Origin of the sequence: Methylobacterium thuringiense (assembly GCF_022179645.1) — a bacterium.
GTDB classification, from domain to species: domain Bacteria; phylum Pseudomonadota; class Alphaproteobacteria; order Rhizobiales; family Beijerinckiaceae; genus Methylobacterium; species Methylobacterium thuringiense.
Genome location: NZ_BPRA01000011.1, coordinates 116,894 through 140,824, shown reverse-complemented (window position 1 = coordinate 140,824; position 23,931 = coordinate 116,894). Strand labels below are relative to the sequence as shown.

The window sequence follows — 23,931 nt, the reverse complement described above, 5'->3', positions numbered from 1 at the left end:
CGATCGAAATGCAGCGTGATCGATTCAAAAGTTTAGAGCAGGCTTCGAACGAAAAACCGTTGCCGCTTTTTCGCAGCCTGCTCTAGGCGGGCAGGGCGGCGGTCGCCTCTTCCACCTCGTTGAAGGTCGGGCGGACGTCGCTCATCAGAGCCTTGCGGGCAAATTCTACCGCCATCACCGGCGGCTGGCCGCCGATGTGGGCGAGGAGACCCGCCTTGAGCGAAACGTAGTATTTGGATTCGGCCTCGAAGAGGCTCCTGAGCGACTGCGCCATGGGCCCGAAGAAGCCATAGGCGACGAAGACGCCGAAAAAGGTGCCGACCAGCGCGCCGCCGATCAGATGTCCCAGCACCTCCGGCGGTTCTTTGATCGCCCCCATCGTCTTGATCACGCCGAGCACGGCGGCGACGATGCCGAGCGCCGGTGTTCCGTCGGCGAGCGACTGCATGGCCGAAACGATACGCTCCTGCTCTTGGTGGTGCGTCTCGAGTTCCTCATCCATCAGAGCCTCGATCTCGTAGGCGTTGTTGACGCCCAGCGAGACCATACGCATGTAGTCGCAGACGAATTCGACCGCGTGATGGTTTGCCGCAAAGGTCGGGAAGGCTTCGAACAACGTCGACTCGCTCGGATTTTCGATGTGCGGCTCGAGCGCCATTACACCCTTCTGCTTCACGAGTTTGTACAACGAGTACTGCATCCCCAGCAGCTCGACATAGGATTGCTGATTATATTTGGGGCCCTTCACCAGCGTGCCCAGCATGGCGGGCACGGCCTTGAGCACCGGCCCGATGTTGCCGATGATGAAGGCACCGATCGCTGCACCGAGGATGATGACAAACTCGTACGGCTGCCAAAGGACTTCCAGGTGGCCACCCATCTGCGCGTAGCTGCCGAAGACGCAGGCGAAGACGATCAGTGTGCCGACGATCAGCCGCATAACTTGCCATCCTTGCGTGGCGGCAGGTACGGCCCGCACGACGCTGCTACCAATGGTCCGACAAATCACTGAACTAGGTTAACGCCGAGTTTAGAGCCGTGGACGGAGCGCGGCGGCGACGTCCGCTGTCATGCATTGCTCGGAAGCGGGCAGACCGAGATCCACCCAGCACGGCCCCCAGGCCGGTGCGCTCGTGTGTCATATGTCGTGAACTTGCCCCCTTCGGCCCCGGCTGCAACAACGCACGGCATCCGGAGCCTTCTCGAAGAAACAACGATGCATCGGCGCGACCTGTTGAAGACCGGCCTCATCCTGAGTGCCGCCCCCTGCCTGCCGCGCCTCGCGCGGGCCGAGGACGCTTTCTCGCCGACGCCTGGTTCTTGGCGGCGCTACGAGGTCGTCACGCATCTCACGCTGCCGGCGGGCAAGCCGGCCCAGGCCTGGGTGCCGCTGCCCTCCGTCGGCGAGGCCGCGTGGACCCGCCCGCTCGGCAACACCTGGACCACGAACGCGAGCACCGTAAGATCGGTGCGCGATCCGCGTTACGGCGTCGAGATGCTTCACCTGACCTGGGCCGCGGGCGAGACGCCGACGGCCGAGGTGACCAGCCGCTTCGCGGGGCGCGACCGCGCCGTCGACCTGGCTCGGCCCGGCACGCCGACGCCCCTTTCGGCCGCCGAGCGGCAGCTCTACACGGCAGCCACCGGCCTGATCCCGACCGATGGCCTCGTGCGGCAAACGGCCGAAAAAATCACGGCCGGCGCCGACACGGACCTCGCCAAGGCACGGGCGATCTATGAATGGGTGGTCGAGAACACCTTCCGCGAAGCTTCGGTGCGGGGCTGCGGGTCGGGCAACGTCGCCCAGATGCTGGCGCTGGGCCAGATGGGTGGCAAGTGCGCCGACATCAACGCCTTGTTCGTCGGCCTGCTGCGCGCGGTCGGCGTGCCGGCGCGCGACGTCTACGGCATCCGCGTGGCGCCGTCGGCGTTCGGCTACAAGAGCCTTGGCGCCAACACGGAGACGGTCACCAAGGCACAGCATTGCCGCGCCGAGGTCTACCTGTCGCAGTTCGGCTGGGTGCCCGCCGATCCCGCGGACGTGCGCAAGGTCGCGCTGGAGGAGCCGCCGGGCCACCGCGACATCGCCGACGGCAAGGTGCGCGCGGCCCGAGATACCCTGTTCGGCGCCTGGGAGACGAATTGGCTGGCCTACAACACCGGCCACGACGTCCCGTTGCCGGGATCGAAGGAGGGGCCGAACGCCTTCCTGATGTATCCCGAGGCCGAGGTCGCAGGCTGGCGTCTCGACTGCCTCGATCCGGAACGCTTCGCCTACGCCATCACGGCGAAGCAACTCGACGCAGCCTGACCGCGGCTAAGTTCGGATCGGGTGGGACGGGTTGCCTCGACAGCGGGTGGATGTCTGCTTGCAGATATCCACCCGCTGTCGGCTTTTGATCCTTAGCCGAGGATGACAGCACTGCTCGAACGCTGCGCATCGTAGGTCGTGCCGATGAGTGACATCGACCTGAACGATCTTTCCAGGTGCTATGGCCGGGCGTTTCTAAGCTGTGACTTGGTTGCTCCCGGCGCCAATCGCACCTACCGCCTCGCTACGAAGGGCGAAGCTTACTACCTGCGCCTATACAGGGCCGCCGGCCGTTCCCCGGCCGAAATCGCCTTCGAGTTACGCTTGTTGCGCGAGGTCCGACCAACGCCCGGCATCGACGTGGCTCGACCGATCCGCACCGCCGAAGGGGCGGATTGCGCGAGCATCGTGTTCGAAAGCGTGACACGTGCCGCCTGCTTGTTCCAGGCGCTCGGCGGCCGGGCGGTCGCCTGCGAGATTGGTGACATGGCGCTATTCGGCGCAGCCTTGGCGAAGCTGCACGATGCCCTCGCCGGGATCGAAGGCGGTGAGGTGCGGCTCCTCGACCTCGACCCGCAGACGGTATGCATGCGAGCGACCGCGTCATTGGCCGCCATTCCCCACAGCGCGGCAGCCCGGCATGCGATCGATCACTGCCGCATGGAGATGCTTCGCGGTCCTGCTCCGCACGATCTCCCGTCAGGAAATTGTCATGGGGACGCCTGGTCGGCCAATGCCATCATCCGGGATGGCAGTGTCGGATTCATCGACTTCGACGATTGCGGCTACGGCCCGTACCTGCTCGACCTCGGCACTCCGGTTTGGCATCTCGTCATGCGCGAGCCTTCTCAAAGTGGAGCGCTCGTCGCCGCGCTGCTGGCTGGCTACGAATCGGAGCGCGCCTTGACCAAGGCTGAGCGGCTTGCCCTCCCGAACTTCGTCAAGCTTGCCGAAGTTCGCTCGCTCACGTTCCTCGCTGAGTTCTGCACGCTCGAAGACGGACTATGGTCGCGTGTTCTTGATCGAGCGGTAAACCTTCTGGAGCGTGAACTGATAATCTGACCCAGCGCGATCGATGCACGCGAACGTCCTCGCCCCTCGGATCGAATCGTAATCCGCGGCTCACGTTCGCAGACAGCATGAGCGGGCAGACGACGGCATCGCGTTACCTGTCGTCCACCCGCTCGAAACACCGTTGACGCTCTACGCGGATGATACCGCCTTACTCGACCGTGATCTCGCCCTTCATGGCGATCGAGTGCGGCGTGCAGATGTATTTGTAGGACCCGGGATCGTTGAATTTCAGGGCATAGGCTTCGCCCTTGGCGATCAACGGCCCTTGGGCCTTGTCCCAGCCTTTGGCGGGGCCGCCACGCAGCTGGACGTTGCGCGCGGTCTCGTCCTCGTTCTTCCAGCGGACGATCGTCCCGTGCTTCACCGTCACGGCCGCCGGGCCATAGCCCTTATCCTTGATGGTGACGTTCGTGATCTCACCGCCCGCAGCCGCGGGGTCGCCGACGATCTCCACCGGATCGGCATGGGCGACGGCCAACGGCACGACGGCGAGACACGCAGCCAAGAGTGATACGCGCATTTCTGATCTTCATCCTCGGATCGATGACAATGTCGCGACGCCGATGCTTCGGCTTCCTTGAAGATGCTTGGCCTTCAAGGAACATCGCAGGTCTTCGGCCAAGCCGATCGCACGACCGCCTCGGCCGAACGTGCAGCCTTCCAGACGAAGACGAGACTCGACGACAGAGCCGGCAAGACGAACGGCGCATCGAGCGCCACGAAGATGTCGGCCCAGGTCATGTTGGATCACAGAAACCGGCCCCGGCTGGAAGCACAGGACCGCACGTGATCGATGATACGCGCGAAGGCAAATACTTTATTATCGACTTATAATTGTTACAATGCGTTTCGCCTTGCGATTTGTTTCAAGTATAATCTTGTTTCAACTTGCGGGATGTATCTCAGCGCAGGGCGTCGCGGCTTCCAGGACCGCAGATTGCAGTACGGGACACGATGCGCCGACGCGTGCGCCCGGGGCATGCAGGACGCGCAGACCGCGAGGCGCGCTCCGACGACCGGTCGCTACAACGACCGGCTTCGCACCGTCCAGGTCGACCAGTAGACCGGGCGGCCGTAGAGGCTCGACCCGGCGCTGCCGTCCGAGCGCGGGGCAAGCCGGTCGAGCCAGGTGAGGAAGCCGCCCTTGGTCGGGTAGGCCGCCGGCGTGTCGACGTTGCCGTAGCGGTCGGTCATCCAGAAGAAGCCGTCGCGGCCGTAGCGCCCGCCGCCGTCGCCGCCCGAACGCAGCCCAAGATGGGACGGCGAGCGCGCCGCACGCGCCGGCTCGGCGAACAGCGGCAGCTCCCTGAACGCAGCGGGCGACAGGTCGGCCGTGTAGTGCAGGCAGATGTCCGCGACCGGCCCCCCGGCGGCGTTGGCTGGCCGGTAGCAGGAATAGGCCATGACCCAGCGCTCCATGCCCTTGGCCTTGCCGACCCGCACCAGCGTATCCGGCGGCAGCGCCTCGAGCACGGTCTGCGGCGGCGACCACGCCTTCTCGACGCTGACGTCGCGGCTGGTGCGCAGATACAATCCGAGCCGGCGCCTGGCCGCCGGCTCGGCGCAATCCGCCGGCAGCACGTCGGTGTAGAAGTAGTGGTAGACTTGGTTCGAGACGCTGATCGAGCCGACGAGGCCCTGCGTGTCGAAACCCTGTCCGGAGCAATTCCCGACGATGGGCTTGCCCGCCTCGTCGAGGACCGGGGCCAGGGCCGGCGGCTCGGGCCGGCGGCCGCGGCCAATCCTGGCATTTGCCCTGTCGCCGAAGGGTGTCCATCCGGGCTGCACCTGGCCATCGGCCCTGTGCAGCACGTCGAACGCCTCGAAATCGAGAGTGCGTGCCTGGATCAGCACGTGACGGCGATTATCCTCGACTGCCTCGGTCGCGATCATGAAGACGTATTGATAGTCGTCGCCCGCCCAATCGCGTCCGGCGACCGTCATCGGGTCGCGGGCACCGCTGCCCTCGCGCATCGCGGCGACCGGGCGGACCGCCTCGGACCCCGCCTCCCGTCCCCGGCGGCCCCGACGGCGCGACCGCCCTTTTCGCACCTCTTCGCGAGCGGCCGCCCCCCAGAAACGGTACTCCGTCGGCGGCATCGCCCCCGCGAGTTGCTCCGCTAGCCGGCCCGTCCGCACCGAACCGCCGGCTGCGGGATCGGTCGCCCGCAGATCCGCCTCGCAGGCCCCGTTCTTGGAAGCCTTGCCGCCGTCGCGAACCGGCTCGGCATGGAACACGACCTGGAGCGGCCCCGGCGCGTTGCGCGCCTTCAGTCGAATGATCTGAACGCCATAGCCAAACCGGCAGGGCGGCGGCGCATAGAGCACGCCCTCAGGCTCGCCCCCCGACCGGCAGATTTCGAGCGCACCACCGGCCGTCGGATAGCAGGCCGGCGCCGTGGGCTCCGGCTCGGCCCGAAGCGGGCTTGACCAGGCGAGCGCGAACGCCGCCAGGGCGGCACGGCGCCGGGAGCGGCATTGCGGGAGGGCGAAAATCGGAGGCTGCACAAGGACTTGGTAGCGCGCTCTCTGCGTGCGCGAAAGCGGCGGCAGGGCGCAGAGCATGATCGAAAGCAGCATGAGACCTTGGGCATAGTACCGAGGAGGCAGGGCGGCGCTTTCGTGCCGGACGGATCGAACCCGCGGCGGCACTCGGCGGTTAGGTGGTCTCCGGCCCGCGAGCCTCGGCACCGTTCCCTGGACGCATCCCGAACGCATCGGACCCGCATCCGGCTCCCTCGGTTCGCGTGGCCGATCCCGGTTTTTCCCTCACCGCATCAGGAGTTTCCATGGATCTCGCCGTCGACACCGTCACCGAAATCGTCCTGCGACTGCGGGCGGTCGAGGTGAAGGAAGGCCCGACAGATCCGGATTCCGGCTCGAATCCGATCGATGACGGCGCCACCGACGTCCTCACCTCCGGCACCGAGGACGCCACGGAGACCGAGGTCCGCGGCATGATCCGCGGCCTCGACGACGACCGGCGCGCAGAACTCCTGGCGCTGCTCTACATCGGCCGTGGCGACATGGACGCGCAGGACTGGGACGGCGCCGTGGCTTTCGCCCGCGAGCGCGAGGCGGCCGGCGACGGCGCCGTCAAGGAACTCCTGCGCACGCCCGATGCCGGCAACCTGCTGGAGGAGGGCCTCGACGCCCTCGGGATCGCTCCGGGCCTCCCCGAGGCCTGACCGAACCGGGTGAGGGCGTCGGCCGGACCGATCCTACTCCTTCACCCGGCGGCACTCGGTCTTGAGGTAGGAAGTCTTGCCGATCTCGTCGCGCAGGTCGGTGCGGGCGATGATCTCCTGCCAGCCGCTGGTGCAGCCGAGTTCGTTCGCGACCCTGACCTTGCGCACCTCGCTGGCCTTGTCGTCGGTACAGGCATCCTGGGGGATGCCGTTCGCGCAGACGAGGACGACGGCGATGAAGGCGTTCATGAGCGGTTCTCCACGGGGCCAGCATTCCACGCACGGGACGATGCGGACCAACCGATACGCAACGTCATAGCCCGATGTTCCTGAACGCCGGGAGGGGCGTTACCCCAACATCGAGGCAACGGTGTCGCCGACGAGCAGGGCACGGGCCTCCGCCGCATCGACATGCATGCGCGCGACGAGAGCCCCGGCGCTCGCGAAGCGCTCTTCGCCGCGGATGAAATCCACGAACTCCACCGCGATCTCCCGCTCGTAGAGATCGCCTGAAAAATCAAATAGATACGTTTCCAGCAGCGGCGCTCCGTCATCGAAGGTCGGGCGCCGGCCGTAGCTCGCGACGCCATCGTGCAGCGTGCCGTCGGGCAGGCGCACTCGCACCGCGTAGATGCCGTGCGCGAGGCCGCAGGAGTCGAGAGCGAGGTTCGCGGTCGGAAACCCGAGTTCGCGTCCGCGCTTTTCGCCGTGGCGGACCGTGCCGAGCACGAACCAGCGATAGCCCAACAGCGCGTTCGCCGCAGCGACCGCGCCGGCTCCGAGGGCGGCGCGGATCGCACTCGACGAGATCGGAGGCTGCCCGGGCTCGGGAGAGACCGGAGACACGATCCGGCAGGCCAAGCCCGCGGCCGCGCAGAGATCGGCCAGGATGGCCGGCGTTCCTGTGCGGCCGCGTCCGAAGTGGAAATCGTGGCCGATGACGACGCCCGAAAGGCCGAGCGTCTTCAGAAGGAGGCCGTGGACGAAATCCGCGGGGCTCGTGCCGGCGAGCTCCGCGTCGAAACGACGCTCGATCAGGCCGTCGAGGCCAAGGCGCGCGAACACGATCTCCTTGGCGGCCGGCCCGGTGAGGCGGAACATCGGCTGGTCGGGCGCGAAATAGGCGCGTGGATGCGGCTCGAAGGTCAGCGCCGCGGCGGGACGTCGCGGCACGAAGCGGCGGGCTTCCTCGCGCACCGCGTCGATCAACGCCCGGTGGCCACGATGGACGCCATCGAAATTGCCCAGAGCGACCACCGCCCCGGCGAGCTCCGGCGGCAGCGGCTCGACGTCGCGCGAGATAGTGAAGCGTGCCGACCGATCCGGGAGGCCGGCCGCTTCGGCAGGATCGTTCGGGTCCCCCGTGGCGCCGAGCCTTGGGATGGTCTCCTCGCCAGACGACATCGGGTCCTGCGCGTTGCGATTCCGGCGCCGTCCCTGTCGAAAAGCGGAGGACGGGTCAAGCGAGCCGGTATGACCTCACGACGAGAACGGGGCCGCCAAGCGCACCACGACGCCGTGCCGTTCGTCCTCGATCACGTGGGCGACATCTTGAACGATCCAGCGCGTGGGCACCCCCCCGTCGAAATCGATGATGACGCTTTCGCCGATACGGGGAAGTGGATCACCGAGTTCATAGGACAGCGCGCGACGCTTGGGCGGGACGTTTCTGTGCTCGCTTCGACTCGTGGTGACATAGACGATCTCGATCTCGGCCACAGGTCGTTCCCACGGCACTTCCGCGCCGGACTTCGATTGTCGTGGGAAACGTATGAGGCACCTTCCCCCTGTCGCGGAAGGATCGTCGCAGGGTTCTCCACGGATCGCCTCGGGTGTGACTACCGAGGCGGATGCGGCGTCATCGAGCCCTCTCCGAACAGATAGGAGCCGGCCACGGCACCCATTCCATCGCATCCTCCGTGACCGATGCCTCCGGTTAACCGCTTTGCAACGCCATCCGCATAATCTCATGCCAATCACGGGGCCGCATGACGGAACCGGCCCCGCCTCCCGGAGCAGTCCTTCCATGGCCCTCGACCTCGGCATGCCGATCCTCGTCGTCGACGACTATCAGACGATGGTCCGCATCATCCGCAACCTCCTGAAGCAACTCGGTTTCGAGGACGTCGACGACGCTTCGGACGGTACGGCGGCCCTCGGACGGCTGAAGACCCGAAAGTATGGGCTCGTCATCTCCGATTGGAACATGGAGCCGATGACCGGCTACGAACTGCTGCGCCATGTCCGCGCCGACGAGGGCCTGCGCACGACGCCGTTCATCATGGTGACGGCCGAGTCCAAGACCGAGAACGTGATCGCCGCCAAGAAGGCCGGCGTGAACAACTACATCGTCAAGCCGTTCAACGCAGCGACTCTCAAGAGCAAGATCGAAGCGGTCTGCGGCGCCTGATCGCCCTCAAGTCCCGCGCCCCTCGTTCGTGAAGGGCGTCGGGGGATCGCAGCGATACGGCCAAGCTGCCTTGATCACGCCCAGTGGAGCGCGAATATTGCTCCGATCGCACCTCGAAAGGGCGATGGAGTCGTAACGGCTCAAGGGGCTGACCATGATGAACGTCGAGTCGACGCCGGCTGCGTCCGGCGACGTCCTCGCGCATGCGAGCGCGCAGGGACGCCTTCAACATTCCATCGCAACGACGCTGCTGGTGATCGCTGCCGCCCGTGCCGAGCGAGAGGCTCCGCCGATCCATGCGGCACGCCAGCATCTCGCTGCGGTCTACGGCGCCACCCGCCTGCGTCGACGCCTCGAACGCGAAACCGTGACCGGCTGAAGAGCGGGCGGATACCCCCGGCCATCGCGGCCGAGGGCGTGTCGTAACTTCAGGAGGCCAACGGTCCGGTGGGCTGCGCACCCGCCGCGTTCTGTGCTTCCTCGGATTTCTGGCGGTAGAGACCGACGAAGTCGATCGGATCGATGTAGAGGGGCGGGAAGCCACCGTTGCGCACTGCATCGGCGACGATCTGGCGAGCGAACGGGAACAGCAGCCGCGGGCACTCGATCATCACGGCCGGATGGATCTGGTCCTGCGGGATGTTGCGCATCCGGAAGACGCCGGCATATTTCAGCTCGAAAGCGAACAGGACGTCGTTCTTGACCTTCGCGTCGCCTTCGAGCGTCAGCACGACCTCGAAATCCTGTTCGGCGAGCTGCTGCGCGCTGACGTTGACCTGAATGTTGATCTGCGGTCCGCCATCCTGCTGCTGCGGCGAGCGCGGGGCGAGCGGATTCTCGAAGGAAAGGTCCTTGGCGTACTGCGCGAGGGCGTTGATCGCCGGTGCGACATCTTCGGTCTGCGGCGCGCCGCCGTTCGGTGCCGAAGTATCGGCCATGACGTATCTCCTTCCTGGACGTTTCCGGGCATCGACGCCCGCGCTCTCTCGCCGACCGGTTTTTGATCCGGCCGTCGGGGCGCGAGCGCCGCTACCATGCCCGTAGAACACGAACAAGCGAAAGCCCGGCGTGCCTTTCTCGGATTCCAGGTCTGCGAACAGCCGGAAATCCGGCCTCGGGGCGCTCCGACGCATCACGCCAATCGAGCCTGTGCCCACTCGCCGTCTGGAACCGCTCGCGACGTCGCCCCATATCCGGCTATCATCGCGAGCGCGCCCCACCGCGCCTGTCCGCGTTCTGGCGGCTCGATCCTTACGTGGGGCTCGGCTAAAGGGCGCAGGACGGGGCGGATCGCAACGCCTCGCGGCCAGAGCACGTTCGTGTCTGTCAAGTTCGTGCGGCGACCACGACCCGGATCGGTGATGCAGGATTCTTTCGACGTTACGACGATCATTTTTCTGGCCCTCGCCGTCTTCGTGATCTGGCGGCTGCGCTCGGTACTCGGCCAGAAGACGGGTGCCGAGCGCTCGCCGTTCCGCCCGGTGGAGCGGAACAGGACCGAGCCGCCGACCGGACGGACGGACGGACGCTCCGACGGTGACAACGTCGTCCGTCTGCCTGGTGCCGACCGCGGACAGGCCGCCGCGGCGGCCGTTGCGCCGGTGCGCGACTGGCGTGGGATCGCGGAGCCGGGTTCGCCGGTCGCAAGCGGGCTCGAGCAGGTGTTGCAGCTGGAACCGGGGTTCGATCCGCGCGCCTTCGTCGAGGGCTCCAAGAAGGCCTACGAGGCCATCGTCCTCGCCTTCAACAAGGGCGACCGCAAGACGCTGCGGACCCTCTTGTCGCGCGAAGTCGCCGAAGGTTTCGAGCGGGCGATCACCGAGCGCGAGCAGCGCAAGGAGACGGCCGAGACCACCTTCGTGTCGATCGACAAGGCCGAAATCGTCGCCGTCGACGTGAAGAACCGTGTCGCGCAGGTCACCGTGCGGTTCCTGTCGAACCTCATCACCGCGACCCGCGATGCCGAGGGCAAGGTCGTCGACGGCAGCGCGGAGGCCGTGGTCGAGGTGCCCGACGTCTGGACCTTCGCCCGCACCATGGGCAGCCGCGATCCGAACTGGCAGCTCGTCGCCACGGAAGCCGGCAGCTGATCGGCCGAGCGAACCATGTCCGCCCCATGGCACACGGCCTCTACCGCTTTCGGGGCGGCGGCTCTCCTCGCGAGCTACGGTGCCGTCGCGGCTGAGCCTCTGCGACTCGGCGATGCCGTCCTCGAACCCGTCGAACTCGCCAGCCTGCTTGGCTTCTCAGCCGACGATCACGCCGCTGGGCTCGACGCCTTTCGCCTGAGCTGCGGCGCACCGCTCGCCCCGTTGAGCCAGCTGGCGAGCGTGCGCGGATCGACGGCCGATCTGGCGGCGGCCTGCACCAAGGCACGCGACGTCCCCCGCGAGGCCGCGCGAAAATTCTTCGAGACCGCCTTCACCGCCTACCGTGTCACGCGGCCGTCGCGCGCCATCGAAGCCGAGCGGCGAGCCGGCTTTCTCACCGGCTATTTCGAACCGGAACTCAGCGCCTCGCTGGTGCCCGGCCCCGGTTTCACAGCCGCGGCCCTGGCACGGCCCGACGACCTCGTGACCTTCGAACCCGGCCAAACCCCGTCCGGCCTCGACCCGTCGCTCCGCTCGGCCCGGCGGACGGCCTCCGGCTTCGAGCCCTATCCCGATCGCGCCGCGATCGAGGACGGCGCGCTCGGCGACCGGGCCAAGCCTCTGCTCTGGCTGCGCGATCCGGTCGACCTGTTCGTGCTGCAGGTGCAGGGATCGGGACGCGTGAGGCTGCCCGACGGCCGCATTCTGAGAGTGCGTTACGATGGCAAGAACGGCCGTCCCTACAGCTCCGTGGTCAAGACGATCGTGACCGAGGGCCACCTGCCGCTGGAAGGCCTGACTTTCGCCCGCTGGGCCGGATGGCTGCGCGCCCATCCGGTCGAGGCGCGCAGGCTGATGCGCACGAACGCGGCCTACGTCTTCTTCAAGGTCGAGGAGGCGGCGGATGTCGCGCTCGGCCCGCCCGGGGCGGCCGGAATCCCCTTGACACCGGGCCGCAGCCTCGCCGTCGACTCGACGCTGTGGCGCTACGGCCTGCCGTTCTGGCTCGACGGGCGGCTTTCGCCGGAGAGCGAGACGCCGGGCCGGCTCGTCGTCGCGCAGGATACGGGTTCCGCGATCGTCGGCCCCGCCCGCGGCGATCTCTATCTCGGGACGGGCGATGCCGCAGGCGCGGCCGCCGGCAACCTGCGCCATGCGATCGGCTTCGTCGTCCTGCTTCCGAAGCCGGCGGCAGCGCCGGTTTCGGCGGATGCCCGCTGAGGCGCCGCGATGAGACCGCCGCGACGCCTGCGCATCCTCTCGGGCGAGGAGGCTCGTCTCTGGGGCGAGATCGCCAAGCTGATCACGCCCCTGCGCGGTCGGGCGAAGCCGAAGCCCGAGCCGAGCGAGGCGAAGTCGTCCAAGCCCGCACCGCCGTCCAAGCCCGCGTTGCCGTCCAAGTCATCGTTGCTGTCCAAGCCCGAGACCCGCCGCCCTGCCGTCGTCGCCACGCCAAAAGCCGCCGAGACGCCGCGACCGATCCCGCCCGCGGCCAAGCCGGCGTCGAAGCCGGTCGCGCAGCGTCCGGTCAAGCTCGCCGATCTGACGCCGACCCCGGCGGCGGCGCAGCCGCGCCCGTTCAAGTTGACGACCGCACCGAAGCCGCCGGGACTGGAGCGCCGCGAGCGTATGGGCCTGCGCCGTGGGTCGCTCGCCATCGACGCCCGCATCGACCTGCACGGTCTCTACCAGGCGGACGCGCACGCTGCGCTCATCGGCTTTCTGATGCGCGCGCGCGCGGCCGGCCATGCCCGCGTCCTCGTCGTCACCGGCAAGGGGGGCGGCACGAGCTCCGAGTCGGCGTTTTCGGAGCGCGGCGTGCTTCGGCGCAGCGTGCCGCACTGGCTGCGCGGCGGAGAACTCGGCCATTTCGTCCTCGGTTTCGAGGAGGCGGCGCGTCACCACGGCGGAGCCGGCGCGCTCTACGTACGCCTGCGCCGCCGCTGATCAGATCTCGCAAGATCGCAGGCACTTGAGCCGGATCACGAAACGCGGTAACGACACATGCTCTTCGATCGAAGCTGCATCGCATCCAGGGACACCCGAGGTCCCGTTCACGGCGTTGCAGGGGCCGATCGCTTCTGGCGATGATGAACTCGACCCGCGGCGCTCGTTGCGCGCCCGGCTCGATACGCTTCCGACCTCACCGTCCCCTTCCCGCACTCCGTCGGCTCGAAATCCTCACATGACGTCACAGAACGACGCTCCGACCCCTGTCGACGAAGCCGTCGTCGAGGGGCCGCTCGCGGCTTCCGATCTCGATGCCGTGCGCGAGGTCAAGCTCCAGGACCTTAAGTCGAAGACGCCGACCGAGCTCATCACCTTCGCCGAGGAGGTCGAGGTCGAGAACGCCTCGACCATGCGCAAGCAGGAGCTGATGTTCGCGATCCTGAAGCAGCTCGCTGCCAAGGAGGTCGAGATCATCGGCTCGGGTACCGTCGAAGTGCTGCAGGACGGCTTCGGCTTCCTGCGCTCGTCGGACTCGAACTACCTGCCCGGCCCGGACGACATCTACATCTCGCCCCTGCAGATCCGCCGCTTCGGCCTGCGCACCGGCGACACCGTCGACGGTCCGATCCGCGGCCCGAAGGACGGCGAGCGCTACTTCGCGCTGCTCAAGGTCAACACGATCAACTTCGAGAACCCGGAGAAGATCAAGCACAAGGTCCATTTCGACAACCTGACGCCGCTGTTCCCGACGCAGCGTTTCAAGCTCGAACTCGATGCCCCGCCGAAGAAAGACTTCAGCCCGCGCATTATCGATATCGTCGCGCCGATCGGTAAGGGCCAGCGCGCGCTGATCGTGGCGCCGCCGCGCACCGGCAAGACCGTGCTGATGCAGAACATCGCGCAGTCGATCACCATCAACCACCCCGAATGCTACCTCATCGTGCTGCTCATCGACGAGCGTCCGGAAGAGGTCACCGACATGATCCGCTCGGTGAAGGGCGAGGTCATCGCCTCGACCTTCGACGAGCCGGCCACCCGCCACGTGCAAGTCGCGGAGATGGTGATCGAGAAGGCCAAGCGCCTGGTCGAGCACGGCCGGGACGTGGTGATCCTGCTGGATTCGATCACCCGCCTGGGACGCGCCTACAACACCGTCGTCCCGTCGTCCGGCAAGGTGCTGACCGGCGGTGTCGACGCCAACGCGCTGCAGCGCCCCAAGCGCTTCTTCGGCGCCGCGCGCAACATCGAGGAGGGCGGCTCGCTCTCGATCATCGCAACCGCGCTGATCGACACCGGGTCGCGCATGGACGAGGTGATCTTCGAGGAGTTCAAGGGCACCGGCAACTCGGAAATCATTCTCGACCGCAAGGTCTCGGACAAGCGCATCTTCCCCGCGATCGACATCACCCGCTCGGGTACCCGCAAGGAAGAGCTGCTGGTTCCGGCCGACGCGCTCAAGAAGACTTACGTGCTGCGCCGCATCCTGAACCCGATGGGCGTCACCGACGCGATCGAGTTCCTCATGGACAAACTGCGCCAGACCAAGAGCAACGGCGACTTCTTCGACTCGATGAATACCTGAACATCGATCTCGCCTCTCGTTACAGGAGGCGAGAGTTCCAACGATGGCGGATTCGGCCGATCACGACAGCCTCACGCTCTTTGCGTCCGCGAGCGGCTTCGGCCGCGCGGCCGTCTCGGTGATCCGCATCAGCGGGCCGGCCTGTCTCGACGTCCTGAAGGCGATCTCGCCCCCTCTGCCCATCCCGCGCCGTCTCTCCCTGCGCACGATCCGCGATCCAAATTCCAGGGACATCATCGACCGGGGACTGGTCGGCTGGTTTCCCGGCCCGAACAGCTTCACCGGCGAGGACATGGCCGAGCTCCATCTGCATGGCGGGCTCGCCGTGCGGACGGCCATGCTGCGGACACTTGCGCGAATTCCGGGCTGCCAGGCTGCCGGTCCAGGCGACTTCACACGCCGTGCTGCGCTGAACGGCCGCCTCGACCTCACGCAGGCCGAAGGCATCGCCGACCTGATCGATGCCGAGACCGAAGCCCAACGCCGGCAGGCCCTGCGCCAGCTCGACGGAGCACTCGGACGGCAGGTCGGCGCCTGGCGCGAGACGGCGATCGACCTCCTGGCCCGCACGGAAGCCGCGCTCGACTTCTCGGACGAAAGTGATGTCGACGACGAAGGCCTTGATGCCGTGCTGGCGAGAGACGCCGGGGCACTCTCGAAACAGATCCAGGCGGTGCTCGGTGACGGCCGGCGCGGCGAGCGGCTACGGGAAGGCTTCTTCGTCGTCCTGGCCGGCCCGCCGAATGCCGGCAAATCGACGCTGCTCAATGCCCTCGCAGGCCGCGAGGCGGCCATCGTGTCGAGCCTGCCCGGCACGACCCGTGATGCGATCGAAGTGCGCTGCGATCTCGGCGGTCTGCCAGTGGTACTGGTCGACACCGCAGGCCTGCGCGAGACCGAAGATCCCGTAGAGCTAGAGGGCATACGCCGCACCCGGCGCCACATGGAGGACGCGGACCTCGTCCTCCATCTCTCGCCCGCAGACGGACCCGGTCGAGAAGCCGCACAACGACCCCACAGCCTTGCCGTGCGGACCAAGGTCGATCTCGTCGCCAGCTCACGCCTCGACGATGGCCTAGGTGTCTGCGCACTCAGCGGTTCGGGGCTCGATGCACTGCTCGAAGCGATCCAGGCTGCGGCCGAAGCCTCTCTCGGAGGTGGCGAAGCGCTCGTCACGCGCGAGCGCCACCGCAGCGCCCTTACCCGCGCCTGCGGCCATCTCGACTGCGTCGCAGGCGGTATGGTGCTCGCGCCCGAACTCATGGCGGAAGACCTTCGGCTCGCGGTGCGTGCGCTCGGCGAGGTGGCTGGCCATGTCGGCGTCGAAGAGATGCTCGACCGGTTGTTCGCCGGTTTCTGCATCGGCAAGTGAGCGGCCGGCCACGCCTTCGCTCAGTCGGCGGATGAAAGAGCGGCCTCCGAGCGTTTCTCTCAGTGTCGTCGGGCTTCACGCCTTTCTACGCGGTCCGCGGGCGACAGGCAGGCCGGCGGATCCCGGCGATCGGGCCGGCCTGCCGATCGTCTTGCGGGAGCGGCTTCGAGACGGACGTTTCGAGGGCATCAGCCGCGGTGAGCGGCGCGTATAGTCGCGCTGGTTCGACGGCTCCCGGTGTCGGCGGAACGCCCCTCCGTAGGCAAGCGTGCGGTTCGATTTCCGCGATTCGCACTGGCTGGCGAGCCAATTCGGCTTGGCTCTGCTGGATTCCGTCGTTCTGGGCGGATGCCGCTGTCACACTCCAGCATGTTCGTGACGAGCGCACGCCCCTTTCTCAATCCACCCGCCACATCGTCCCGGCGGACTGCGTCGCGCCGCCTCATAGAGAAGCACGTGAACGATCGGCCGTAGTTAAAATCGGCAATGCGACCGAATTGCTAAGGCGGGGCGAAGCCGGACTTGACGCTGCCTCGACCGTTGCGAAGCAGGGCCTTCACGCGGAAGGCGGGCCTGTGGGCTCGACATCGCCCCTGCGCTGGAGCTGAAGCGCGACGAACCAGCAAAGCGCCGCCCAGGCCGCTCCGACGCACCATCCAGCCAGCACGTCGCTCGGCCAATGCACGCCGAGATAGACTCGGCTGATGCCGACCGAGATCGTCATGGCGACACCCAAAGCGAGCACCAGGATGCTGACCCGGCGACTTCGCTCGATGCGGGCGAGCAACGTGGCGAGCGTCAGGAAGGCGATGGCCGACATCATGGCGTGGCCGCTCGGAAAACTCGCCGTGAACACCTCCATGCCGTGCGGCACGAGGTCCGGCCGCGGCCGGTGGTAGAATAGTTTGAGCACGGTCGAGACGCCCTCGCCGCCACCGACGGCGGCGAGGACGAACAGGGCGATGCGGCGGCGCTGCGTCAGCATCAGATACGTGCAGACGCTCGCCGTGATGAAGACGATGGTCACCACGCTGCCCCAGCCGGTGATGTCGCGCATGGTCTCTTCGAGCCAGGGCGGCCCGATGGGGTCGGAGAGGTCGGCAGGGTTGCGCAGCGCCAGCAGGAGCTTGCGGTCGAGCGCTTCCGTCGAGCCCTCGCCGACCTCGTGCGCCAGCGCGAAGAAGCCGTAGCCGAGCAGACTCAGCACGAGCAGCGACACGAGCGGCCCGACCTCGTTGAGGTGGAATTTTCGCCAGACGCGGCTGGCGCCGCCGGCGATGGGCACGCCCGTGCGGCGGGCAATCTCAGGGATTCTCATCGGAGGCCGGCTTAACCTCATCGGCTGCCGCCGAACAGCAGCGCGGCCCTGGGCTCCCAAGGGCCGCCGAGATAGCGCCAAAGCAGCAGGCCCGGCGCAGTGAACCGGAACGGTGCGAAATCCCGCGTCAGATCCGCCTGCAGGACGCGCGCCGTTTCGGGTGCGACCTTGTTCTGGACAGTGACATGCGGGCGCCAGCCCTGCCGGTCCTGCGGCGTCAACCAGGTTTCGAAAGCCGAGGCGAGGCGCGCGCGAAAATCCGACAGGTCTGCCGAGTCGAGCGCGAAGGCGACGCCGCGCCCCGTGAATCGCAGTCCGGTCACCGACACCTCCGGCGCCTCCGTCTTACGCGCCAGGGCGTCGATCGTCTCGGTGACGACGGTTTCCTCTTCGCCGGGCAGCGCGTGAAACAGCGTTGCATGCGCCGGGATATGGTTGAGGGCCTCGGGAAAATGGCGTCGGCGCAGGGTCTCGAAGCGCGAGAAGGCGCTCTCCTCCATCTGGAGGGTCAGGATCAGGGGTCGTGCAGACTCGGACATGCCTCGTCGAAATGGCGGGCAGGCGGCGAGGTTCCATCCTGGGTCGGAAGCGCCCGCGCTGTTCACCCAGGCCCTCCCCGTCTAGACCCGCCCGATGCAGGTCCCCGATCCCTCGAAAACCGTCCATGTCGGCCGGGACGGCTGGCTGTTCCTGGTCGGCGGCAGCAATGCCGTGTTGAGCCAGTACCACCGGCTCTCCTGGTACTGGCTGCGCCTGCGGGCCTGGGCGTGGCTGATCAGGCAGCGTACCGCCCGCGCGCAGGCGCTCGGCATCCGCTGTGTCCACATGGTCGTGCCCGAAAAGCTCTCGGTCTACGACGACCGCACCGACGGCCTGCGCTATGATCCGGCCCGTTCTCCAGCCCGCCGCCTCGGCCGGCGGCTGGCAGGCCTGTCCGGCTATGTCGACCTCGTCGCGCCCATGCGGGCCGCCCGCGGCGAGGCGCAGCTCTACCGCCGCACGGATTCCCACTGGACCTATGACGGCTGCTACATCGCCTACCGCGCCCTGATGCGGGCCTGCGGCGCGATACCGCCGCCCGATATCGGCGACCGCCTGCGCTTCACCCACGAAGGCGTCTGGGACCTCGGCGAGAAGCTGCCCGAGCGCCCGCGCGAAACAGTGACCAACTGGGTGATCGACCGCGACGCGAAACGCGTCTGGGCGAGCCCGCTCGTCGAGGCCTACGAGGCCGCCGGCCGGGCCGGCGACCTGCATACCGGCGCCCACGTCGTCTACCGCAACATCTCGCCCCACGCCGACCCGCGCACGCTGGTGCTGTTCGGCGATTCCTGCGCGCATTACACCCGGATCCTCCTCACCGGGTTCCTGGCCGAGAGTTTCGCGGAAATGCACTTCATCTGGTCGTCGAGCATCGACTGGGCCTATGTCGCGCGCGTCCGGCCCGACATTCTTGTGGTCGAGATGGCAGAGCGGTTTCTGGCTCGGCTGCCGGCGGACGATTTCGACGTCGGCGCGTGCGGTCCCGCGTCCGCGTAGACCGGTGCGAGCCGGAGGCGAAGCAATGGCCGTGGAGACGCTTCGGGAAGCACGAGCGGTCGAAGCGGGCTGTCGAACCTGTCCGCCGGCATCGGGTATGAACGGCCCAACCGTGGAACGCGAACCCGGCATAGCGACGGCGCGACATTCGAGAAGCCGGCCATTCACGGGGCCTCTACGTTCCGGTTGAGCGCATAGACCGGAAGCGGGGCGCCGATCGCCCCGCGTGCCCGTTTCGGTGTCGGAGCGATCGACGGCGACGGCAGCATCCCTCGGGAACCAGGGTGGGCGCACAGACTCATCCGACGGCGAGCCAAGATGCGCGGCGGGAAAGCGAGCCTGTCAGGATTTCGGCGCCGCCCGCCACAGCCGGGTCCGGCTTCGCTCCGGCCCCGTCGCCTCCCGCCCGAGTCCGTAGTGCTCGGCGAGGCGGCCCAGCGCGATGCGGGCGACCACCTTGGCCGAGCGAGCAGGCCAACGTCGCTCGGACTCGATCCGCTCCAGGCCTTTCAGGAAGCCGCAGAGGTCGATCAGGAGCCCCGAGAGGTCATTGCCCACGGCCTCCAGCGCACGATCGACGCGGCTCTTGGCAGCGATACGCCGGTCCGAGGCGGAAGCCGGATCGCGCGGGCCGCCGCCGTCGACCTTCGGCCTAGCCCAGTCGGGGCCGGTGCGTGGCAGCATCGCCGCGAGGGTGAGATCGCGCCGAAGCCGCTCGCCGGCTTCGTACGCGGCGGCGTCGATCAGCGGGGCGCCGTCTCGACCGCGACGCCGTGCCATCCAAGCGAGAGGGCTCTCGGAGGCGTCGCGGAGCACGGGTCCATCACCGCTCGTATCGACCACCAGATCGAGATGCTGTGCGAGACAGGCAATCTCAGCGGGCCAATCTTTTCGCCGCAGCCGCGCTCGCCCCGCATCGCTCAACACGAGCCGCTGCTGCCGGCCTCCCTCACGCTCTGCGAGGCCTGCCCGCTCCAGCACTTGCCCGGAGGCTGCAGCGAAGCGGCCGCCCCCGAGAGAGATGCCGACTCCACCGCCTCGCAGGATCAGCATCTCCGGCTCGATCGGGTCGGCGAGCGCGTAGGCTCCCGCTTCGGCAAGTTGGCCCAGCAACCGCTCGGCCTCACGCCCGAGCCGGGCCGCGACCGGCACCGATCGCAAACGAGAGGCAGCAGATGAGCGATGTCGTGTTTTGTTCATGTTTTGTTCCAACGCCTACTGGGCTCGCCCGAGCGAGCGCCATGGCAGTGTTAGAAGAAAAATATCCTAATGCAAGACTTGACCACCTCCCCCTGAGAGCGGTCGCCGGGGAGCGTCACGCTCCCGGTCTCAGGCCGCGGGCGGTCTCGTCGGCGGCTTCTTGAGGATTTCGGCGATCTCGTCCTCGGACTTGCCGGAGACCGCGTAGCCCATGCCTTCGAGGCGATGGATCAGCATTTCGCTGTCGCCGGCCGATCGGGCGGTCCACTCGGCGAGCAGAGTGTTGATCTCGGAAAGTTTGTCGGCGGGGGCGGTGTCATCATCGGCCATCGCGAGATCAATGTCTTCGCGGCCGGTCCGTTCCCAGCGCTTTGCTGTTGACGACAGTCCAGCCGGCCGGGGCGGCGGAGGGTTGGAGCTCCGAGGGAGGCACAGGCAGAGCCGGCTACCCCTCTCGAAGCCCGGATCGATCAGGCGGCTTCGTCGTAATTGCCGTCGCGGGTCTGGCCGAGGCCGATTGCCTTGGCGAGGTCGGAGCGCGCCTTGGCGTAGCTCGGGGCGACCATCGGGTAGTCGGGCGGCAGGCCCCACTTGGCACGGTACTGCTCGGGGCTGAGGTCGTACTTCGCGCGCAGGTGGCGCTTGAGCGACTTGAAGGTGCGGCCGTCCTCGAGACAGACGATGTAGTCGTTCGTGACCGATTTCTTGACCGGCACGGCCGGCTGAAGCGGCTGCGCGGGCGCCTTGCTCTCGGGAGCCTGGCCGCTGGCGACCTGGATCAGCGCGCCATGGACGCGACCGAGGAGCTGGGGCAGCTCGGCGGGCGGCACGGGGTTGTTGCTCACGTAGGCCGACACGATGTCGGCGGCCAGTTCTACGAAATCGACCGGCGTCTCGGGCTCGTTCATGATCGGATCTCTTCCCTTGTGTCCAGCGAAACGCGTCGGGGGGTCGAAGGCTCTCTGCTGAGCAGAATCGACCTCCACCGCCTCGCGCAGGCAACGTGCCTGCGCCGGCCAACTCGTCCGCAAGTCTTCTGCAAAAAGCGGCACCCCCGTCACCGCTCGTGGTCACTTATGATAATCGGATACCGCTCGCAAGACACGGCTGTTATGCAGGGGAACGTGGAATCAACTTTCCCATTGCATTTGGCGATTTGCCGAGATTTCGCAGCGGCAACCAGCATGAAGATCACTTGTGGTTGAATTCGTTGCACCTATTCCCGCCAGACGATGCGGCATGGGCAGCAGGGCCTTGCGACGCGGCGTCTGACTCGCGGCACGACGGGCAATAGCCTTGCGGGGCACGCCAGGGCGCGGCACATGGCGGCGGACGGGCGGCGCGACCGCCTCTACCCTGATCGGAAACGCACGATGACGTCCGACACCCCGCTCCCCGGTCCGTTCACGCTTCCCGCCGAGGCGCCGAAGGCCGACGCCCGACCGCACGCCTTCACGATCCACGGCCGCAAAATCGTGGACGACTATGCCTGGCTGAAGGCCGAGAGCTGGCGCGACGTCCTGAAGGATCCGGCCACGCTGCCAGCCGACATCCGCGCCTATCTCGAATCCGAAAACGCCTATGCCGAGGCGGCGCTCGGCGAGGCTGGCCCCCTGCGCAAGACGCTGGTGGCCGAGATGCGCGCCCGCATCCGCGAGGACGATTCCAGCGTGCCGGATCCCGACGGCCCGTTCGCTTATTACATGCGCCACCGCGAGGGCGGACAGCATCCCCTCGTCTGCCGCCGCCCGCGCACCGTCGTGGTGCTGCCGGGCCAGGGCGCGGAGACCGCCGCCGACGGCGGCCCCGAGGAAGGCGAGGCGATCCTGCTCGACGGGGACAAGGAGGGCGAGGGCCTTCCCTTCTTCGAGATCGCGGCGGCCGTGCATTCCGACGACCACCGGCGCCTCGCCTGGGGCGCCGACACCAAGGGCTCGGAACTCCACACCATCCGCGTGCGCGACCTCGATACCGGCGCGGACGCTGCGGACATCGTCGAGGCCACCTCCGGCGAGGCGGTCTGGAGCGCGGACGGCGCCTCGTACTGGTACGTGGCGCTGGACGAGAACCACCGCCCGGCCCGCGTCATGCGCCACCGCCTCGGCACGCCGCAGGCCGAGGACGTCACGGTCTACGAGGAGGCCGATTCGGGCGTCTTCGTCCATATCGGCAAGACCCAGTCCGGCCGCTTCCTCACGGTGACCGCGAGCGACCACGAGACTTCCGAGGTCCACCTCCTCGACCGCTCCACGCCGGACGCGGCGCTCACCGTCGTCCAGCCGCGCGAGCCCCGGCTGATCTACTCGGTGGAAAACTGGGCCGACTACCTCGTCATCCTCACCAACGCCGACGGCGCCGAGGACTTCAAGATCGTCACGGCACCGCTCACGGCACCGGGCCGCGAGAACTGGCAGGACGCGGTGCCCTACCGGCCCGGCACGATGATCCGGCATCTGCATGTGCTCGGCAACCACATGGTGCGGCTGGAGCTCGAGAACGCCCTGCCGCGCATCATCGTGCGCGATCTCGCGGGCAACGAGCATGCGGTCGCCTTCCCCGAGGAGGCCTATTCGCTTTCCCTCGCCTCGGGGCACGAGTTCGAGACGGCGCGCATCCGCTTCACCTATTCCTCGATGACGACGCCCGCCGAGACCTACGACTACGACTGCGTCACCAAGGGCCGTCACTTGAGGAAGCGTCAGGTCGTGCCGAGCGGCCACCAGGCGGGCGACTACGTCACCCGCCGCATCTTCGCCACGGCGCCGGACGGCGAGCAGGTGCCGGTCTCGCTGCTGCACCGGAAGGGGCTTGAACTCGACGGCAGCGCGCCGCTGCTGCTCTACGGCTACGGCTCCTACGGCACGCTGATGCCGGCGGCCTTCTCCACCAACCGACTGTCGCTGGTGGATCGCGGCTTCGTCTACGCCATCGCGCATATCCGCGGCGGCACCGAGAAGGGCTGGCGCTGGTATCTCGACGGCAAGCGCGAGAAGAAGCCCAACACCTTTTCGGACTTCGTCGCCTCGGCGCGTGCCTTGATCGACGCCAGCTACACCTCGGAGAAGCGCATCGTCGCGCATGGCGGCAGCGCCGGCGGCATGCTGATGGGGGCGGTGGCCAACCTCGCGCCGGAGCTCTTTGCCGGCATCGTCGCCGACGTGCCCTTCGTCGACGTGCTCAACACCATGCTCGATGCCGACCTGCCGCTGACCCCGCCGGAATGGCCCGAATGGGGCAACCCGGCCGAGAGCGAAGAGGCGTGCAAGACGATCCTGTCCTACTCGCCCTACGACAACGTCGCGGCCAAGGAATACCCGGCGATCCTCGCGCTCGGCGGCCTGACCGACCCACGCGTGACCTATTGGGAGCCGGCGAAATGGGTCGCTCGCCTGCGCGCCACCATGACCGGCGGCGGCCCGGTGCTGCTGCGCATCAACATGGAGGCGGGACATGGCGGCGCTGCCGGGCGCTTCGACCGGCTGGAGGAGGTCGGACTGATCTACGCCTTCGCGCTGATGGCGGCCGAGGCGGCGAAGGCCGCTTGAGCGCACCGTCCTTTAACCAAGATCTGCGTGATAAGCGTCTGCTGACTCACGCAGTCGAGGTGCGGGCTTGCCGATCGGACTCCGAAACAAGGTGGTTGCCGGGATCGTCCTGGCGACCTGCGCCGTCGCGGTTGCGCGGCATGCTGCGAATCGCGCGCCCATCGACCCCTGCGACGCCGATCCGGGCGCCTATGCGTGCGCGATGTTCGCCCAGCCGGAATGGCTTAAGCGCCGGGTTTATGCGGGGCGGATGGAGATGCGTCCGACGGCACCGACACCTGCCGTGGACGTCGAGGCGGTCGCGGTTTCCGCCGACGTCGCCGAGCACGTCATGGACGGGATCTGAAGCACC

26 protein-coding genes are annotated in these 23,931 nt (G+C 67.5%); 13 read left to right on the top strand and 13 right to left on the bottom strand.

Annotation, left to right across the window (positions count from 1 at the left end; all coding sequences use genetic code 11):
* Positions 1-82 precede the first annotated feature (82 nt).
* Complete coding sequence (motA, locus tag MFF07_RS13545) at positions 83-940, bottom strand: flagellar motor stator protein MotA (RefSeq protein WP_147816342.1); 858 nt, start codon at positions 938-940, stop codon at positions 83-85.
* A 276-nt stretch (positions 941-1,216) separates the two neighbouring features.
* On the opposite strand from motA, the gene MFF07_RS13540 reads away from it, so the two are divergent.
* Both MFF07_RS13540 and MFF07_RS13535 read left to right on the top strand, forming a co-directional pair.
* Positions 1,217-2,311 carry a transglutaminase-like domain-containing protein gene (locus tag MFF07_RS13540; protein ID WP_147816343.1) on the top strand — a complete coding sequence of 365 codons (1,095 nt, stop codon included), beginning with the start codon at positions 1,217-1,219 and terminating at the stop codon, positions 2,309-2,311.
* 144 nt (positions 2,312-2,455) lie between these two features.
* Positions 2,456-3,373, top strand: coding sequence for a phosphotransferase enzyme family protein (locus MFF07_RS13535; protein ID WP_147816344.1), 918 nt, complete (start codon positions 2,456-2,458; stop codon positions 3,371-3,373).
* 160 nt (positions 3,374-3,533) lie between these two features.
* On the opposite strand, the gene MFF07_RS13530 is transcribed toward MFF07_RS13535, so the two are convergent.
* The 3 genes from MFF07_RS13530 to MFF07_RS13520 all read right to left on the bottom strand — a co-directional run bounded on the left by MFF07_RS13530 (position 3,534) and on the right by MFF07_RS13520 (position 5,965).
* Positions 3,534-3,905: a plastocyanin/azurin family copper-binding protein gene (locus MFF07_RS13530; protein WP_147816345.1), complete on the bottom strand. Its 372-nt coding sequence runs from the start codon at positions 3,903-3,905 to the stop codon at positions 3,534-3,536.
* A 74-nt stretch (positions 3,906-3,979) separates the two neighbouring features.
* Entirely contained in the window at positions 3,980-4,126 is a 147-nt protein-coding gene (locus MFF07_RS13525) for a hypothetical protein (RefSeq protein ID WP_187272460.1), read from the bottom strand.
* A 282-nt stretch (positions 4,127-4,408) separates the two neighbouring features.
* Positions 4,409-5,965: a hypothetical protein gene (locus tag MFF07_RS13520; RefSeq protein WP_238232184.1), complete on the bottom strand. Its 1,557-nt coding sequence runs from the start codon at positions 5,963-5,965 to the stop codon at positions 4,409-4,411.
* 209 nt (positions 5,966-6,174) lie between these two features.
* Here MFF07_RS13520 and MFF07_RS13515 point away from each other — a divergent pair, with 209 nt between their 5' ends.
* Positions 6,175-6,573, top strand: coding sequence for a DUF3775 domain-containing protein (locus MFF07_RS13515; RefSeq protein WP_147815158.1), 399 nt, complete (start codon positions 6,175-6,177; stop codon positions 6,571-6,573).
* A 33-nt stretch (positions 6,574-6,606) separates the two neighbouring features.
* Here the strand turns inward: MFF07_RS13515 and MFF07_RS13510 are convergent, their stop codons facing one another.
* The 3 genes from MFF07_RS13510 to MFF07_RS13500 all read right to left on the bottom strand — a co-directional run bounded on the left by MFF07_RS13510 (position 6,607) and on the right by MFF07_RS13500 (position 8,292).
* A complete protein-coding gene (locus MFF07_RS13510; RefSeq protein ID WP_147815160.1) occupies positions 6,607-6,822 on the bottom strand; it encodes a hypothetical protein in 216 nt (71 codons plus the stop codon).
* 99 nt (positions 6,823-6,921) lie between these two features.
* A complete protein-coding gene (locus tag MFF07_RS13505; RefSeq protein ID WP_147815162.1) occupies positions 6,922-7,977 on the bottom strand; it encodes a bifunctional riboflavin kinase/FAD synthetase in 1,056 nt (351 codons plus the stop codon).
* Between the two features lie 75 nt (positions 7,978-8,052).
* Positions 8,053-8,292: a hypothetical protein gene (locus MFF07_RS13500; RefSeq protein WP_147815164.1), complete on the bottom strand. Its 240-nt coding sequence runs from the start codon at positions 8,290-8,292 to the stop codon at positions 8,053-8,055.
* 307 nt (positions 8,293-8,599) lie between these two features.
* Here MFF07_RS13500 and MFF07_RS13495 point away from each other — a divergent pair, with 307 nt between their 5' ends.
* On the top strand, positions 8,600-8,983 hold the full coding sequence (locus MFF07_RS13495) for a response regulator (RefSeq protein WP_147044648.1): 384 nt from the start codon (positions 8,600-8,602) through the stop codon (positions 8,981-8,983).
* A 157-nt stretch (positions 8,984-9,140) separates the two neighbouring features.
* Positions 9,141-9,362 carry a hypothetical protein gene (locus MFF07_RS13490; protein ID WP_373322347.1) on the top strand — a complete coding sequence of 74 codons (222 nt, stop codon included), beginning with the start codon at positions 9,141-9,143 and terminating at the stop codon, positions 9,360-9,362.
* Between the two features lie 49 nt (positions 9,363-9,411).
* Here the strand turns inward: MFF07_RS13490 and secB are convergent, their stop codons facing one another.
* Entirely contained in the window at positions 9,412-9,921 is a 510-nt protein-coding gene (gene secB, locus MFF07_RS13485; protein ID WP_147815168.1) for a protein-export chaperone SecB, read from the bottom strand.
* Positions 9,922-10,344: 423 nt separating this feature from the next.
* Here secB and MFF07_RS13480 point away from each other — a divergent pair, with 423 nt between their 5' ends.
* The 5 genes from MFF07_RS13480 (at position 10,345) to mnmE (ending at position 15,977) form a co-directional block, all read left to right on the top strand.
* On the top strand, positions 10,345-11,073 hold the full coding sequence (locus MFF07_RS13480) for a Tim44/TimA family putative adaptor protein (protein ID WP_147815170.1): 729 nt from the start codon (positions 10,345-10,347) through the stop codon (positions 11,071-11,073).
* 15 nt (positions 11,074-11,088) lie between these two features.
* Positions 11,089-12,294, top strand: coding sequence for a murein transglycosylase A (mltA, locus tag MFF07_RS13475; RefSeq protein WP_147815172.1), 1,206 nt, complete (start codon positions 11,089-11,091; stop codon positions 12,292-12,294).
* Between the two features lie 9 nt (positions 12,295-12,303).
* On the top strand, positions 12,304-13,020 hold the full coding sequence (locus MFF07_RS13470; protein ID WP_147815174.1) for a Smr/MutS family protein: 717 nt from the start codon (positions 12,304-12,306) through the stop codon (positions 13,018-13,020).
* 238 nt (positions 13,021-13,258) lie between these two features.
* Complete coding sequence (rho, locus tag MFF07_RS13465) at positions 13,259-14,605, top strand: transcription termination factor Rho (protein ID WP_147815176.1); 1,347 nt, start codon at positions 13,259-13,261, stop codon at positions 14,603-14,605.
* A 43-nt stretch (positions 14,606-14,648) separates the two neighbouring features.
* Entirely contained in the window at positions 14,649-15,977 is a 1,329-nt protein-coding gene (gene mnmE, locus MFF07_RS13460) for a tRNA uridine-5-carboxymethylaminomethyl(34) synthesis GTPase MnmE (RefSeq protein ID WP_147815178.1), read from the top strand.
* A 556-nt stretch (positions 15,978-16,533) separates the two neighbouring features.
* Here mnmE and MFF07_RS13455 read toward each other — a convergent pair.
* Entirely contained in the window at positions 16,534-17,295 is a 762-nt protein-coding gene (locus MFF07_RS13455) for a phosphatase PAP2 family protein (RefSeq protein WP_147815180.1), read from the bottom strand.
* Between the two features lie 17 nt (positions 17,296-17,312).
* On the bottom strand, positions 17,313-17,834 hold the full coding sequence (locus MFF07_RS13450) for a 2'-5' RNA ligase family protein (protein WP_147815182.1): 522 nt from the start codon (positions 17,832-17,834) through the stop codon (positions 17,313-17,315).
* Between the two features lie 94 nt (positions 17,835-17,928).
* On the opposite strand from MFF07_RS13450, the gene MFF07_RS13445 reads away from it, so the two are divergent.
* Positions 17,929-18,834 (top strand): alginate O-acetyltransferase AlgX-related protein, encoded by a 906-nt coding sequence (locus MFF07_RS13445; protein ID WP_147815184.1) that lies wholly within the window; start codon positions 17,929-17,931, stop codon positions 18,832-18,834.
* A gap of 342 nt (positions 18,835-19,176) precedes the next feature.
* Here MFF07_RS13445 and MFF07_RS13440 read toward each other — a convergent pair whose 3' ends face one another.
* The 3 genes from MFF07_RS13440 to MFF07_RS13430 all read right to left on the bottom strand — a co-directional run bounded on the left by MFF07_RS13440 (position 19,177) and on the right by MFF07_RS13430 (position 20,942).
* Positions 19,177-20,034 carry a DUF6456 domain-containing protein gene (locus tag MFF07_RS13440; protein ID WP_373322342.1) on the bottom strand — a complete coding sequence of 286 codons (858 nt, stop codon included), beginning with the start codon at positions 20,032-20,034 and terminating at the stop codon, positions 19,177-19,179.
* A 129-nt stretch (positions 20,035-20,163) separates the two neighbouring features.
* Positions 20,164-20,364 (bottom strand): hypothetical protein, encoded by a 201-nt coding sequence (locus tag MFF07_RS13435; protein ID WP_147815188.1) that lies wholly within the window; start codon positions 20,362-20,364, stop codon positions 20,164-20,166.
* Between the two features lie 140 nt (positions 20,365-20,504).
* Entirely contained in the window at positions 20,505-20,942 is a 438-nt protein-coding gene (locus MFF07_RS13430) for a Ros/MucR family transcriptional regulator (RefSeq protein WP_147815190.1), read from the bottom strand.
* A gap of 465 nt (positions 20,943-21,407) precedes the next feature.
* Here MFF07_RS13430 and MFF07_RS13425 point away from each other — a divergent pair, with 465 nt between their 5' ends.
* The gene (locus MFF07_RS13425) at positions 21,408-23,579 is read left to right on the top strand and encodes a S9 family peptidase (protein ID WP_147815192.1); all 2,172 of its coding nucleotides are present in this window, start codon (positions 21,408-21,410) and stop codon (positions 23,577-23,579) included.
* Positions 23,580-23,646: 67 nt separating this feature from the next.
* Complete coding sequence (locus MFF07_RS13420) at positions 23,647-23,925, top strand: hypothetical protein (protein WP_147815194.1); 279 nt, start codon at positions 23,647-23,649, stop codon at positions 23,923-23,925.
* The last annotated feature ends 6 nt before the right edge of the window (positions 23,926-23,931 follow it).

Excerpts from the sequence above, each read along its gene's own strand:
- motA (WP_147816342.1), bottom strand. The coding sequence starts at position 940 with ATGCGGCTGATCGTCGGCACACTGATCGTCTTCGCCTGCGTCTTCGGC.
- MFF07_RS13540 (WP_147816343.1), top strand. The coding sequence starts at position 1,217 with ATGCATCGGCGCGACCTGTTGAAGACCGGCCTCATCCTGAGTGCCGCC.
- MFF07_RS13535 (WP_147816344.1), top strand. The coding sequence starts at position 2,456 with ATGAGTGACATCGACCTGAACGATCTTTCCAGGTGCTATGGCCGGGCG.
- MFF07_RS13530 (WP_147816345.1), bottom strand. The coding sequence starts at position 3,905 with ATGCGCGTATCACTCTTGGCTGCGTGTCTCGCCGTCGTGCCGTTGGCC.
- MFF07_RS13525 (WP_187272460.1), bottom strand. The coding sequence starts at position 4,126 with ATGACCTGGGCCGACATCTTCGTGGCGCTCGATGCGCCGTTCGTCTTG.
- MFF07_RS13520 (WP_238232184.1), bottom strand. The coding sequence starts at position 5,965 with ATGCTGCTTTCGATCATGCTCTGCGCCCTGCCGCCGCTTTCGCGCACG.
- MFF07_RS13515 (WP_147815158.1), top strand. The coding sequence starts at position 6,175 with ATGGATCTCGCCGTCGACACCGTCACCGAAATCGTCCTGCGACTGCGG.
- MFF07_RS13510 (WP_147815160.1), bottom strand. The coding sequence starts at position 6,822 with ATGAACGCCTTCATCGCCGTCGTCCTCGTCTGCGCGAACGGCATCCCC.
- MFF07_RS13505 (WP_147815162.1), bottom strand. The coding sequence starts at position 7,977 with ATGTCGTCTGGCGAGGAGACCATCCCAAGGCTCGGCGCCACGGGGGAC.
- MFF07_RS13495 (WP_147044648.1), top strand. The coding sequence starts at position 8,600 with ATGGCCCTCGACCTCGGCATGCCGATCCTCGTCGTCGACGACTATCAG.
- MFF07_RS13490 (WP_373322347.1), top strand. The coding sequence starts at position 9,141 with ATGAACGTCGAGTCGACGCCGGCTGCGTCCGGCGACGTCCTCGCGCAT.
- secB (WP_147815168.1), bottom strand. The coding sequence starts at position 9,921 with ATGGCCGATACTTCGGCACCGAACGGCGGCGCGCCGCAGACCGAAGAT.
- MFF07_RS13480 (WP_147815170.1), top strand. The coding sequence starts at position 10,345 with ATGCAGGATTCTTTCGACGTTACGACGATCATTTTTCTGGCCCTCGCC.
- mltA (WP_147815172.1), top strand. The coding sequence starts at position 11,089 with ATGTCCGCCCCATGGCACACGGCCTCTACCGCTTTCGGGGCGGCGGCT.
- MFF07_RS13470 (WP_147815174.1), top strand. The coding sequence starts at position 12,304 with ATGAGACCGCCGCGACGCCTGCGCATCCTCTCGGGCGAGGAGGCTCGT.
- rho (WP_147815176.1), top strand. The coding sequence starts at position 13,259 with ATGACGTCACAGAACGACGCTCCGACCCCTGTCGACGAAGCCGTCGTC.
- mnmE (WP_147815178.1), top strand. The coding sequence starts at position 14,649 with ATGGCGGATTCGGCCGATCACGACAGCCTCACGCTCTTTGCGTCCGCG.
- MFF07_RS13455 (WP_147815180.1), bottom strand. The coding sequence starts at position 17,295 with ATGAGAATCCCTGAGATTGCCCGCCGCACGGGCGTGCCCATCGCCGGC.
- MFF07_RS13450 (WP_147815182.1), bottom strand. The coding sequence starts at position 17,834 with ATGTCCGAGTCTGCACGACCCCTGATCCTGACCCTCCAGATGGAGGAG.
- MFF07_RS13445 (WP_147815184.1), top strand. The coding sequence starts at position 17,929 with ATGCAGGTCCCCGATCCCTCGAAAACCGTCCATGTCGGCCGGGACGGC.
- MFF07_RS13440 (WP_373322342.1), bottom strand. The coding sequence starts at position 20,034 with ATGAACAAAACACGACATCGCTCATCTGCTGCCTCTCGTTTGCGATCG.
- MFF07_RS13435 (WP_147815188.1), bottom strand. The coding sequence starts at position 20,364 with ATGGCCGATGATGACACCGCCCCCGCCGACAAACTTTCCGAGATCAAC.
- MFF07_RS13430 (WP_147815190.1), bottom strand. The coding sequence starts at position 20,942 with ATGAACGAGCCCGAGACGCCGGTCGATTTCGTAGAACTGGCCGCCGAC.
- MFF07_RS13425 (WP_147815192.1), top strand. The coding sequence starts at position 21,408 with ATGACGTCCGACACCCCGCTCCCCGGTCCGTTCACGCTTCCCGCCGAG.